This window comes from Chryseobacillus diguaensis (assembly GCF_049220665.1).
Taxonomy (GTDB): domain Bacteria; phylum Bacillota; class Bacilli; order Bacillales; family Bacillaceae; genus Metabacillus_B.
Genome location: NZ_JBMKNV010000015.1, coordinates 39,887 through 51,918, shown reverse-complemented (window position 1 = coordinate 51,918; position 12,032 = coordinate 39,887). Strand labels below are relative to the sequence as shown.

Here is a 12,032-nt window from a genome sequence, read left to right as displayed (position 1 = left end):
CTTATGGAAAGGGCTGGAGTAACAATGGATATGGAAGCGGCTCAAAAGAAAGTTCAGGAGCTTCATGAAAAGCTGAATCGATACAGCTATGACTATTACGTCCTGGACAAGCCAAGTGTTCCGGATTCGGAATATGACCGTCTGCTGCAGGAACTCATACAGCTTGAAGAAGAATTTCCGGGACTCAAAACCCCAGATTCCCCGACGCAGAGAGTCGGCGGAGAGATTCTGGAAGGATTTAAGAAAGTAGAGCATAAAACACCGATGCTAAGCCTTGGCAATGCATTTAATGAGCAGGATCTCCGGGATTTTGACCGCCGTGTCCGCCAGGCAATCGGAGATGATTTTCAATATGTGGCAGAGCTTAAAATAGACGGTCTCGCTGTTTCCCTCCGGTATGAGGACGGGCTTTTTGTACAGGGGGCGACACGCGGAGACGGAACGATCGGAGAAGACATTACTGAAAATCTTCGCACCGTTCATTCCATTCCACTCAGACTGAAAAGAAGCGAATCGATTGAAGTTCGCGGAGAGGCCTTCATGCCAAAACGGTCGTTTGAACGGTTGAATGAAAGCAAAATTGAAAAAGGGGAAGAGCCCTTTGCAAACCCGCGCAATGCGGCTGCAGGCTCTCTGCGCCAGCTGGATCCGAAAATTGCCGCGAAACGAAATCTTGATATTTTCGTCTATGGTATTGGAGACCTTGGTGACACAGGAGTCCAAAGACAAAGTGAAGGCCTTGATCTTTTGGATGAACTCGGGTTTCGAACAAACCATGAGAGAAGAAAGTGCGAAACAATTGATGAAGTGATTGAGCTTTTGCATAATATGCAGGAGAAAAGACAGTCTCTTTCTTATGAAATTGATGGGGTTGTTATTAAAGTGGACCTGCTTGAGCAGCAGGAAAAGCTTGGGTACACAGCAAAAAGTCCTCGCTGGGCAATTGCCTATAAGTTTCCCGCAGAAGAAGTGATGACGAAGCTGATTGATATCCAGCTGAACGTTGGCAGAACGGGTGTTATTACACCGACAGCGATCCTAGAGCCGGTAAGGGTAGCGGGTACGACAGTCCAGAGGGCATCCTTGCACAATGAGGATCTGATCCGTGAAAAGGATATAAAAATCGGAGACTATGTGGTTGTAAAAAAAGCCGGAGACATTATCCCTGAAGTGGTCAATGTGCTTGAGGATCAGCGGACTGGGGATGAAAAGGATTTTCACATGCCGGCCGAATGTCCTGAATGCGAAAGCGAGCTCGTGCGCATTGAAGGTGAGGTTGCGCTCCGCTGCATCAATCCGAAATGTCCAGCTCAGATCCGCGAAGGGCTGATCCATTTTGTATCCCGCAATGCGATGAATATTGACGGCCTTGGAGAGCGCGTTATTGCCCAGCTTTTCAAAGAAGGATTAATTACAGATGTAGCAGATCTTTATGAACTATCAAAAGAACAGCTGATTCAGCTTGAACGCATGGGTGAAAAATCAGTTGAAAACCTGCTGAGGGCGATTGACCGTTCAAAAGAAAATTCCCTCGAAAAATTGCTTTTTGGTATTGGAATTCGCCATGTGGGCTCAAAGGCCGCAAAGACCCTTGCCCAGCATTTTGAGACAATGGACAGATTGCAAAATGCTTCAAGGGATGAGATTATAGCGATTAGCGAAATCGGCAACAAAATGGCAGATTCCATCGTTACTTATTTTGAAAAGCCTGAAGTGATGACGCTGATACAGGAACTGAAAGGTCATGGAGTAAATATGGAATACAAAGGGCCGAAACTTGCTGCAGCGGCAGAAAGTACGTCCTATTTTGCTGGGAAAACAGTAGTTTTAACAGGGAAATTGGAAGAACTGACGCGCGAGGAAGCGAAGGAGCAAATTGAAGCCTTAGGCGGTAAAGTTACCGGAAGTGTAAGTAAAAGCACGGATCTTGTTATTGCCGGGGAAGCGGCAGGCAGCAAACTGTCGAAAGCGCAAGAATTGAATATAGAAGTCTGGAACGAAGCCAGACTCGTAGAAGAGTTAAAGAATTAGGCTCTTTTCTTATAGCATCTGGAACTGATAGAAGGTTTGCAAAGAGGGCATATCTGGATTGATCACCTGATTGCCCTGTAAACCTGTTTATTTCTCAGCAAGCTTTTGAAAAAAGCTATGAATTAAGAGGAGTGTTAACCCTTGAAAAAGTGGGCCATTTTATTGGCATGTATGCTGATGCTTTCAGCATGTACGCCGAATTTTGGAAATCAGGATGAAGTTGTAAAAAATACTGAAACTGATTCCAAGCAAAAAGCGTTTATACCAAAGTATAATATTTCAGATTCCTACTATAAAACCATCCTGCCTTTTACTCCTTCAAAAGCTAGAGGCTTAACAGCAAGCAGACTTAATACTCGCTATGATGTAAGCGAGTTTGAAACAGGATTAATGAGAATTGCCCAGGAATCCTTTCCAGCTGATAAGTATGTGTATCAGGAAGGCCAGAAAATAGACAAAAATGTGATCAGCGGCTGGCTTGGAAGCGAATTGAGCGGAAAGGAACTCGCAAACGCCCAAAAAGATAAGAAGTTTGTCAATGGATTAAATCCTCCTCAATCCACTGGTACAGATAAAAAAAATCCTGCGTACCTGGCAAGTGTTATGGAACAGGATTACCTTGCCAAAAAGGATCAGGATACAGTCGAACTTGGCGGAGTAGTTATCGGCCTAGCGCTGAACTCGATTGATTACTCAAGGGACGCTCAGTTCAATACACATCAAACCCTTCTCGATGATAAAACTGTTCGGGCAGAGGGCGAAAAAATCGCAGATAAAGTGCTTCAGCAGGTGAGACAGACAAATGGCCTAGAAAATGTTCCGATCGTGATAGGCCTTTACAAGCAGGCACCGAAGTCCTCCATCGTACCGGGTAATTTTATCGCAAAGGCAGAGGCGCGTCCTGGAAGCAGCAATCTAGGAAACTGGAATTCTATTGATGACCGATACTATTTCTTCCCATCGGCAGAAGCGACATCCAAGTACCGCGATGATGCCCAGAACTTCAGCCGGTTTAAAGATGACGTCGCAACGTTTTTCCCGAACTACACTGGTGTCGTTGGAAAAGCATTTTATAAAGGCGGAGAAATGAAAAGCCTGAAAATTGATATACCAATGCAATTTTACGGTAAGGCAGAAGTTATTGCCTTTACTCAGTTTATTACTGGCAAGGTCGTGGACTATTTCCCGAATTACATTGATTTGGAAGTAAATATTTCTTCGACTGATGGTCCTGAAGCTCTAATTGTAAGAAATGCAGGGCAGGACAAGCCGGATACTCATATTTATCAATAAAAAAGGGAGCTGACCCATCTGTGCTCAGGCACAAATGGAACAGCTCCTTTTTTATTGGCTGTTTTCGCATAGATTGTTTTCTTAAAGTTCTTGCAAAAATTGAGGGTATTGTAAAAGATGTTTATTGTGAAAAGCAACAAAGTTTAAGGAAAGAGCCTTTTTATTTTGTTTTGCCGTTTTTCATTTAGGTAATTTAATTTAGAGCTTGAATACATCTGAGAAGTTTACTATCCTCGAGATATCGGCGGTAATCTGGAATATATCGGCGGGAAACTTTAAGATATCGGCGGTGACAAGGAATAACGCTGGATACCCCGAATTAATCGGCGCCAATCCCCAATTTATCAGCGGCAACTCAGAAGAAATCCGCTCAGCTCTAATCATAAACGTTAAGTTCAACAGCAACGCTGACAATTCTCTTCAAAGAATACAATATCAAATGAAAAGGACATGGGGACGACAAACATAAAGCAAGGCAGATAATTATCCTAAAAAACATAGGGCCAATTCAATTGCTGTGGAGGATAAAAAATAAATAGAAAGAATTTTACTTATAAATAGACTTAAAATTGCGACTATTCTTCATTATTTGAAGGCTTTCATTTTATAAGTTAAAATATAAATTGTAAACGTTTTAGTTTAAGAGGAGGCGTATTCAAATGGTATTACCTTACAAACATGAACCTTTCACTAACTTTTCAGACGAGTCTAACAGGAAAGCGTTTGAAGAAGGATTGGAAACTGTAAAATCCTACTTAGGCAAGGATTACAACCTGGTTGTCGGCGGAGAGCGCATCTCTACGGACGAAAAGATCGTTTCTATTAATCCTGCAAATAAAGATGAAGTAATCGGCCGCGTCTCTAAAGCCAACAAGGAAATTGCCGAAAAAGCAATGAAAGCTGCTGACGAGGCATTCAATACATGGCGCAAATCAAAGCCCGAAGTTCGTGCGGACATTCTTTTCCGTGCTGCAGCGATTGTGCGCCGCAGAAAACACGAATTCTCTGCTATTCTTGTAAAAGAAGCAGGCAAGCCATGGAATGAGGCTGATGCAGATACAGCTGAAGCAATTGATTTCATGGAATACTATGCTCGCCAAATGTTGAAAATAAAAGACGGTCATCCTGTTGAAAGCCGTCCTGGCGAATACAACCGTTATGGCTACATTCCAATGGGAATCGGAATCGTTATTTCTCCATGGAACTTTGCTTTTGCGATCATGGCCGGAACAACAGTTGCTGCTCTTGTAACAGGAAACACCGTACTATTAAAACCGGCATCTTCAACTCCGGTTGTTGCTGCAAAATTCGTAGAAGTGCTTGAAGAAGCAGGTCTTCCAAAAGGCGTCTTAAACTATGTACCTGGAAGCGGCGCAGAAGTGGGCGATTATCTGGTAGACCATCCTCGCACACGCTTCATTTCCTTTACTGGTTCACGTGATGTAGGTACACGCATCTACGAACGTGCTGCAAAAGTGCAGGAAGGACAGCTTTGGCTGAAGCGCGTTATTGTCGAAATGGGCGGTAAAGATACGATTGTAGTAGATAAAGAGGCTGACCTTGAGTTAGCAGCACAGTCCATTGTGAAATCTGCTTTCGGATTCTCCGGACAAAAATGCTCTGCTTGTTCCCGTGCGGTTGTATTGGAAGAAGTATACGATCAAGTTCTTGATAGAGTAGTAGAATTAACGAAAGAGCTGACTGTTGGTGAAACAACAGATCAATCCACGTTCATGGGTCCTGTAATCGACCAGGCTGCGTACGACAAAATCATGGAATACATTGAAATCGGCAAAGGAGAAGGACGCCTTCTTGCAGGCGGAGAAGGAGACGACTCTAAAGGTTTCTTCATCCAGCCGACTGTTATTGCTGACGTAGATCCGCAAGCCCGCATTATGCAGGAAGAAATCTTCGGACCTGTTGTAGCGATTGCGAAAGCAAAAGACTTTGATCATGCAATCGAAATTGCCAACAACACAGAATACGGATTAACTGGCGCTGTTATTTCGAATAACCGCGAACATATCGAACAGGCTCGCGAAGATTTCCAAGTCGGAAACCTTTACTTCAACCGCGGCTGTACAGGTGCCATCGTTGGATACCAGCCATTTGGAGGATTCAACATGTCCGGTACAGATTCCAAAGCGGGCGGACCAGATTACCTTGTGCTTCATATGCAAGCAAAAACAACTTCTGAACAGCTTTAATAGATGGAAAAAACGGTCTCCGTGGGGCAATGTCATTAAGTTAAGCCCAGAGACACCACCGGGAATAAAATGGAATCAGAAACGGCATGGGAAAAAGCCCTGTGCCGTTTGTTTTTTTGTGCAAGCAAGGAAAAAGCGTACAGCAAACAAAGCGGATGGAATATCCGCTTAAAAAATGTTCATGGGAACCAATTATGCTACTCTGTAGACGAAGCTACCGTTATATTCAGAGATGCGTGAGGAAGTTTCCCCCTATTCAGGTAGTGCTTTCTCATTTTATTAAAGACGAATAAGTGGCTTATAAAATGGAGACGATCTGTTCTGTGGCGTGTGTGAAAAGGGTGTTTCGCCCGTCAAAAGGAGGCCAAGATGAACGAAACAGCAAAGCTTCAGTTATTTGAGAACTTAAAGCCTGAGTTAACATCGTTCTGTTACAGAATGCTAGGATCCATCGATGAGCAGACGATGCTGTTCAGGAAACATTTATTCGTGTTTGGCAAAGTTGGCATTCATTCAGGCAGGATTCCTCATTCAAAACATGGGTTTATCGTATTGCATCAAACTTATGCCTGGACAAGCTAAGACAAGCGAAACTCCGCACTCGTCCCGTTGACTTTTCCGATCCCGCGACATCTATTATCGCACCCAGCGAAACGTTGCCTGACTCATCCTGGGTCTGGCCTGCTCCCGCCTTTTCGGAAAATTCCGTAAGATATCCTCATTCGCAAAGATACGCTTCAACTGTGTTTTATAACGCTCTTGCAAACCTTGCCTCCACGTCAACGTGCTGTTCTCCTTTTGAAGGACGTATTCGAGTGGTCATCTAAGCAGATTGCAGAAACGTTAAGAATGTCGCCGGCAGCCGTTAACAGCGCGCCTTGCAAAAGGCCAGAAAGACGATGGATCGTTCGAAACATCGTTCTGAAGAATATAGCTTGATGGATCTCGAGCCCGATCAAGAATTGCTCTCACGGTAAGTGGAAGCGTTTGAACAATTTGATATCAATGCGCTGGTAGCTTTGTTTCATGAGGAAGGCCGTCTGTCAATGCCGCCTTTTGCAATGTGGGTACGCGGCAAAGACGATTTGTTCAAGTTTTTTGCGCTTACACGCTGGCATTGTGAGGGCTCCCGGTTTTTGCCGATTACGGCGAATGGGGGTTAACCTGCTTTCGCACAGTATGTGCCAAGCGGTGAAGACTCCTACTTGGTACCCTGGGGTATTCACATTATTGAAATAAAGGACAAGCAAATATACCACTTCCAAAATTTCATTAATACAAAATTATTTTCCCGGTTTGGGCTTCCTGCACAAATACACCGATGAATATCGTAATCTAATTTCGTCTAAATAAATGAGAAACAAAATTACGATTATCAAAGATAGAAAGGACGATAGTTCATGCGTAAAATCATTCTATTCATTCACAGTACTTTTAATGGAGTTGTCACTGGCGACCCAAGCGAGGACAAAACCAACTGGGCGGTCTGGAGAAATAGCGCTGGCATTGAGGAAGGTTCTCAGTATCTATTAAATATTTTCGAGACAGCTGATACCATTTTGCTTGGCCGCGGAACCTACGAAGACCTCTCTAGAAAGTGGCCGACTAGTCGAGGGTCCAAACGGGACGATGGAGGTTCAAGCCTGGGTGATAAGATAAACAACGCCCACAAACTAGTTGTAACAAGCGCCCGCCCGCTCGACAAGCTAAAATGGGGAGAATTTGAAGCTCCAAAACAATTGACCGGCAGTAATATAGAAGAGCAAATTATGGACTTAAAAAATGGTGACGGTGGCGACATTGTTATTTTCGGTAGTCCAACGCTCGTGCGAACACTTGCAAATGCAAATCTTATTGACGAATATCAGATAGTCATGCACCCGGTTGTGGTCAACGGAGGTGAGCATTTGTTTGACAATCTTAAGGAGCAGAAGGAATTCCATCTCGTGGACGTCAAAACACTTAAGGTGGGTTCTCTCTTGGTAACCTACAGACCCGCTAAAGCTTAGCTCAACCGGGCAGATCATTACTGTCAACACAAAAACAGCTACCCAGTTGATAAAGTGCAATGGACCGTCTGTTAACACAGCACGCCGACAGGCAGCTCACCTTGACTACCTACGAAGGAACTTTTGATCAAAAACACGAACATACGCCCAGTGAGTGATCGCGCATGCTTTGAAAAAGATTGATGTTATGTTGTCGCAAGCTTTAGCCTTTAGGCATAGTCGTATCCAAAATGGCTAGGAAGCACATATAGATAACCCTTCAACGTGTTCAACTAATGATTCGGGGATGGTTTTGGCACTATATAGGTCGAAGACGTCCTGCCAAGTTTTAATGGTTCGCATGTAATCTCTCCTTAAAAAATGACCCCCTCGAAAAGCTCCGTAGGGAGGCCGTTATTTGTTGGGGAAGGTGTTCGGGGGTAACGGGATTCAATAGCCATGCATTTGGCTTAAAAACCCGTGCATCCCTGCAGCACCTTTCAAAAATCATATGATAAAGCGCTTCTAATCTTGAACAAGTTCTTTTTTTAATTCAAAACAGATGAAAAGTGAATGGAAAATCCTCTATAAAGGTCCCAAAACCCATACTCAGATAAGTACTATTGGAAACTTTTTAATCTCTAAACTTCCATAAAATTCATAAAAGCTAAGATTGGACCGTCGGGATTGCCCTTCGCTCACTTGCGGGAGAAGGAGCACTTTTTACAGGTACCGCCTGTGTCGGTCTTGCCATCTCTGTTTGCAATGTTTTAATGCCAAGTGTTATCAAACAAAAATTCCCAATGCAGGTCGGCGTCATGACAGGTGTTTATTTTGTTTCTATGAATCTATGCGGAGCCGTTGCTTCAGGCATGAGCGTCCCGATCGGCAACCATTTTGGCCTCGGATGGCACGGGGCACTTGGAATTTGGGGAGTGCTCGCATTCGTTTCGATGCTTTTATGGCTTCCGCAAATGAAAAACCGGAACAAGCAGCCGGCAGCCGTTGTACCAGTAGCCTCTGAGACTGTTAGCCTGTGGAGATCACCGCTCGCATGGCAAATCACACTGTTCATGGGACTGCAATCAATGATGTTTTACATTATAGTGGCTTGGCTTCCTGAGATTCTTGAACAAAGAGGACTCAGCTCCGGACAGGCTGGCTGGACGCTTTCTCTTGTCCAATTTTCACTATTGCCATTTACCTTTGTTGTTCCCATCCCCGCAGGACGCATGAAGAGCCAGACATGGCTTGTAGCGATAACAGGCATTCTGTTTTTAGGAGGAACATCCGGATTATTATTCGGAAGCACATCACTTGCTCCGATTTGGGTGATGATGATTTGAATAGCGGGGGGATCAGCCTTCAGCTTAGCCATGATGTTCTTTGGACTCCGGACAAATAATGGCCAGCAGGCTGCAGAACTTTCCGAAATGGCGCAATCGATCGGATATCTTTTAGCCTCCATCGGCCCAACTCTTTTCGGCTTTCTGCATAGAACAGGGGGCTGGTCAGTGCCGCTTGGTTTACTTATCGCCATTTCTCTCTTGATTCTAATCTTCGGCCTCGGAGCAGGAAAGAACCGAAAAGTCACTAGCCGTATCAAATAGGGGAAGCTCCCCTTTATAAATTTAATAGAAAAAACACTCGAAAGAGCATCAGAAAATGATGCTCTTTTTACATAATGGAATGAGCGTGCAGGACAGTTTAAGCCTAGTGTTGAATTAAAATCTGAAGAGTCCTAATTAGAGGTGAATCAATGTCGAAATCAAAATCGGTCGGGATGGGTTTGGGGGCATTAACCGTTATTGTGGGGTTAGGGTATGGGCTTGTTTTTGCACTTGGCAGGTCTTTAGGGAAAGCACTCAGTTCTTCTATTGATAATTCAGCAGCTGATACGCTTCCTTTAGCCATATTTTTCAGCCTGATCACAGCTGGTTTAATAACCGGAGCAGGCTCATATGGATTAAGCGGAAATGGAGGGCGTAAAGTTTACTTTGCCTTCTGTGTGCTGGTGGGGGTATGCTTTCTAGTATCGTTTCTTATTTTAATCGGATCCTTAGGGGAACTATATGAAGGATTGATTTTGTGCCTTAGCATACTGTATTTTTTGCTGGGGTATTTAGTAGTCAAGAAGTTATGAAATAAGTAACGTGAAGGTACTTATATTTTGAAAGTATAGAGGAACTTAGTTGAATTACTATGAAAAAAGGCAGTCAGCGTTTCTTAATCTTGCAGGAACGCTTTTTGTGTTTTAATTCTGTCCAGGATTAAAAAATGCCTGTCACGAAAAAAAGTGGAAATACCATGCTGATCCTCATTTCATTATGTAAGCCGGAAATGGGCTATTATCTCCTATCAGCGGTGCATGAATGGTTAAACAAACGTTTAATTACCTGAGTTAAAACAAAAAAGGGAGCTTTCACAAGAGAAAACTCCTTAATTTTCTAAAGGAAACGATATCATAAATCGTGTTCCTTTATTTCTGGTACTTTCCACTTCTACCGTTCCTTCATGGCTTTCGATAATTTTGTAGCTGACCATCAGACCCAGGCCGTTTCCGGTTTCTTTTGTCGTATAAAAAGGTTCGCCCAGTCTTCTAAGCTGGTCTTCACTCATGCCGATGCCGTTATCCTGGATAGTGATGCAGACCTTGTTATTCTCTTTTTTCAAAAGAATATCAATCACTCCTCCAAGAGGCAGAGACTCCATGGAATTTTTAATCAGGTTCAAAAAGACTTGAGTAAGCTGATTTTTTTCCCCGAAAATAATCGCCTCATTCACTGTTCGATGGTACGACAGAACAATATCCGTATTAGCAGCTTCTGTCCGTAAGAGATGGATAGCCCCTTCAACGAGGTCAACCACGCAGCAATCAGTAAAGTAAACGGCATGCGCTCTTGAAAAAACCATCAATTCACTCACAATAAAGTTAATTCGTTCAATCTCCTCAAGGATTGTTTTGGAATAGAGGAGCTTCTTATCATCTGAAAAATGGCTGAAAATCTGCATAAAGCCTTTAATAGTTGTAAGAGGATTGCGGATTTCATGAGCCAGTCCCGCAGCCATCTCTCCGACAAGGGAAAGCTTTTCAGATTTTAACAGAGCTTCTTCAGCGTGCTTTTTATCAGTAATGTCATGCTGGATGGATATGTGCTGATAGGTTTTTCCGTTCCCATCAAGAAAAGGAACAATCGTCGTATCAACCCAATAAAAACTGCCGTCCTTCGCCCGATTGCAGATTTCTCCTTTCCAGACCCTTCCCTCTTTAATGGCCTGCCTGATTTGCTGGAAAAATTCAAATTTATGATAGCCGGAATTCAGCAGGTTATGATGGTTTTGTCCGATGAGTTCGCTTTGTGTGTATTGGGTGATTTCAGCAAATTTATCATTTGCATAGCGGATGTTGTCATTTTTATCAGTAATCGCAAAGATTGTAGCTTCTTTTAAAGCGCTTTTAAAGTCCCGCAGCTCCTGAAGTGTAATTTTTTCTTCTTCATATAAAGCCCTTAGGCGATTGGCAATCTGATTTTCTTTTTTGTGCTTGCTTAAGGAAAGAGTGGCGCTGTTCGTAATTCTATCCGTTACTTTTACAGCATGAAGAAAAGTCTTAGGGGCTAGGGAAAGTTGTAATGTTTCCTCTTCAAGAAAGTCCATAACAGAAGATTTCAGATGAAAAACGTATTGAATAAAAGCCTGAAGCGGAATCTTATAGGCAGCCATTTCTTTTCCGAAAAGCCCTGCAAGCTTGGCCGATGCATCTGCTTGATCTTCAGACATTAGTGCATCTCCGATATATTGTAAAAGGAGTGTGCTCCCATATAAACATTCGGAAAAATACAACTCGCAGCGATAATCCTGTAAGAGCCTATGAGCGAGTTGAGGGGTCTGAAGTTGCAGCTTTTCACCCAATCGCTTAAGTTCTTTTTCCATACTTTCCTCCTGAGTGTTAAAAATAGACATTATGAACTACCTACTATTTAGACAGAGAGCAGGAATATCCTCTTTATTTCTAATATTCGGTTAATTAAAGTTATCATTTTGTTCGTTTAAGTTGACAATGAACCGTCTTTTTCAAAAAAATGTAAAAACAGATCGTAACCCATGGAAAAGCAAGGAATCCTCCGCTCCCAAGCCTTGCGCTCACAGTCTTCATTTTGGTATCATCAGAGTATTGTCTTAGTACGAATCTTTACGGAGGTGAAGTGATTATGTCACGCATATCAAATGAACAGGTAAAACACGTTGCACACCTTGCACGTCTTGCGATTACAGAGGATGAAGCTCAAATGTTCACGAAGCAGCTGGATGCGATCATCGGGTTCGCTGAGCAATTAAATGAACTCGACACGGAGAATGTTGAACCAACGTCTCATGTTTTGGATATGAAAAATGTTATGAGAGATGATGTACCTGCAAAAGGGCTGCCAGTCGAGGACGTTTTGAAAAACGCACCTGATAAAAAGGACGGCTATGTACGCGTACCAACCATTCTCGAATAAGGGAGGGAAAA

At 43.2% G+C, this 12,032-nt stretch carries 12 protein-coding genes; 11 read left to right on the top strand and 1 reads right to left on the bottom strand.

The genetic code is table 11. From position 1 onward, the window contains the following. The first annotated feature begins 24 nt into the window (after positions 1 to 24). From ligA to ACOT8F_RS18115, 10 genes are all read left to right on the top strand, one after another. Entirely contained in the window at positions 25 to 2,031 is a 2,007-nt protein-coding gene (ligA, locus tag ACOT8F_RS18160; protein WP_421653385.1) for an NAD-dependent DNA ligase LigA, read from the top strand. Positions 2,032 to 2,202: 171 nt separating this feature from the next. Beyond that, the gene (locus tag ACOT8F_RS18155; RefSeq protein WP_421653384.1) at positions 2,203 to 3,324 is read left to right on the top strand and encodes a CamS family sex pheromone protein; all 1,122 of its coding nucleotides are present in this window, start codon (positions 2,203 to 2,205) and stop codon (positions 3,322 to 3,324) included. Positions 3,325 to 3,983: 659 nt separating this feature from the next. Then, complete coding sequence (gene pruA, locus ACOT8F_RS18150) at positions 3,984 to 5,531, top strand: L-glutamate gamma-semialdehyde dehydrogenase (RefSeq protein ID WP_421653353.1); 1,548 nt, start codon at positions 3,984 to 3,986, stop codon at positions 5,529 to 5,531. A gap of 369 nt (positions 5,532 to 5,900) precedes the next feature. Beyond that, positions 5,901 to 6,113, top strand: a complete 213-nt coding sequence (locus tag ACOT8F_RS18145; protein ID WP_421653352.1) for a hypothetical protein — start codon at positions 5,901 to 5,903, stop codon at positions 6,111 to 6,113. Then, positions 6,017 to 6,358 carry a sigma factor gene (locus tag ACOT8F_RS18140; RefSeq protein ID WP_421653383.1) on the top strand — a complete coding sequence of 114 codons (342 nt, stop codon included), beginning with the start codon at positions 6,017 to 6,019 and terminating at the stop codon, positions 6,356 to 6,358. Before ACOT8F_RS18145 ends, ACOT8F_RS18140 begins: the two co-directional genes overlap by 97 nt. Further along, positions 6,291 to 6,470 (top strand): sigma factor-like helix-turn-helix DNA-binding protein, encoded by a 180-nt coding sequence (locus ACOT8F_RS18135; RefSeq protein ID WP_421653351.1) that lies wholly within the window; start codon positions 6,291 to 6,293, stop codon positions 6,468 to 6,470. The genes ACOT8F_RS18140 and ACOT8F_RS18135 overlap by 68 nt, the downstream gene beginning before the upstream one ends. A 461-nt stretch (positions 6,471 to 6,931) precedes the next feature. Continuing rightward, positions 6,932 to 7,540: a dihydrofolate reductase family protein gene (locus ACOT8F_RS18130; protein WP_421653350.1), complete on the top strand. Its 609-nt coding sequence runs from the start codon at positions 6,932 to 6,934 to the stop codon at positions 7,538 to 7,540. A gap of 665 nt (positions 7,541 to 8,205) precedes the next feature. Further along, positions 8,206 to 8,865, top strand: a complete 660-nt coding sequence (locus ACOT8F_RS18125) for an MFS transporter (RefSeq protein WP_421653382.1) — start codon at positions 8,206 to 8,208, stop codon at positions 8,863 to 8,865. Between the two features lie 30 nt (positions 8,866 to 8,895). Further along, positions 8,896 to 9,129, top strand: coding sequence for an Inner membrane transport protein YeaN (locus tag ACOT8F_RS18120; RefSeq protein ID WP_421653349.1), 234 nt, complete (start codon positions 8,896 to 8,898; stop codon positions 9,127 to 9,129). Positions 9,130 to 9,278: 149 nt separating this feature from the next. Beyond that, positions 9,279 to 9,662: a hypothetical protein gene (locus ACOT8F_RS18115; RefSeq protein WP_421653348.1), complete on the top strand. Its 384-nt coding sequence runs from the start codon at positions 9,279 to 9,281 to the stop codon at positions 9,660 to 9,662. A 296-nt stretch (positions 9,663 to 9,958) separates the two neighbouring features. Here ACOT8F_RS18115 and ACOT8F_RS18110 read toward each other — a convergent pair whose 3' ends face one another. Beyond that, positions 9,959 to 11,299 carry an ATP-binding protein gene (locus tag ACOT8F_RS18110; protein WP_421653347.1) on the bottom strand — a complete coding sequence of 447 codons (1,341 nt, stop codon included), beginning with the start codon at positions 11,297 to 11,299 and terminating at the stop codon, positions 9,959 to 9,961. A 431-nt stretch (positions 11,300 to 11,730) separates the two neighbouring features. On the opposite strand from ACOT8F_RS18110, the gene gatC reads away from it, so the two are divergent. Continuing rightward, a complete protein-coding gene (gene gatC / locus ACOT8F_RS18105; protein WP_421653346.1) occupies positions 11,731 to 12,021 on the top strand; it encodes an Asp-tRNA(Asn)/Glu-tRNA(Gln) amidotransferase subunit GatC in 291 nt (96 codons plus the stop codon). Positions 12,022 to 12,032 lie beyond the last annotated feature (11 nt).

Coding starts and splice junctions, on each gene's coding strand:
- ligA (WP_421653385.1), top strand. CDS start 25: ATGGATATGGAAGCGGCTCAAAAGAAAGTTCAGGAGCTTCATGAAAAG.
- ACOT8F_RS18155 (WP_421653384.1), top strand. CDS start 2,203: ATGCTGATGCTTTCAGCATGTACGCCGAATTTTGGAAATCAGGATGAA.
- pruA (WP_421653353.1), top strand. CDS start 3,984: ATGGTATTACCTTACAAACATGAACCTTTCACTAACTTTTCAGACGAG.
- ACOT8F_RS18145 (WP_421653352.1), top strand. CDS start 5,901: ATGAACGAAACAGCAAAGCTTCAGTTATTTGAGAACTTAAAGCCTGAG.
- ACOT8F_RS18130 (WP_421653350.1), top strand. CDS start 6,932: ATGCGTAAAATCATTCTATTCATTCACAGTACTTTTAATGGAGTTGTC.
- ACOT8F_RS18120 (WP_421653349.1), top strand. CDS start 8,896: ATGATGTTCTTTGGACTCCGGACAAATAATGGCCAGCAGGCTGCAGAA.
- ACOT8F_RS18115 (WP_421653348.1), top strand. CDS start 9,279: ATGTCGAAATCAAAATCGGTCGGGATGGGTTTGGGGGCATTAACCGTT.
- ACOT8F_RS18110 (WP_421653347.1), bottom strand. CDS start 11,299: ATGTCTGAAGATCAAGCAGATGCATCGGCCAAGCTTGCAGGGCTTTTC.
- gatC (WP_421653346.1), top strand. CDS start 11,731: ATGTCACGCATATCAAATGAACAGGTAAAACACGTTGCACACCTTGCA.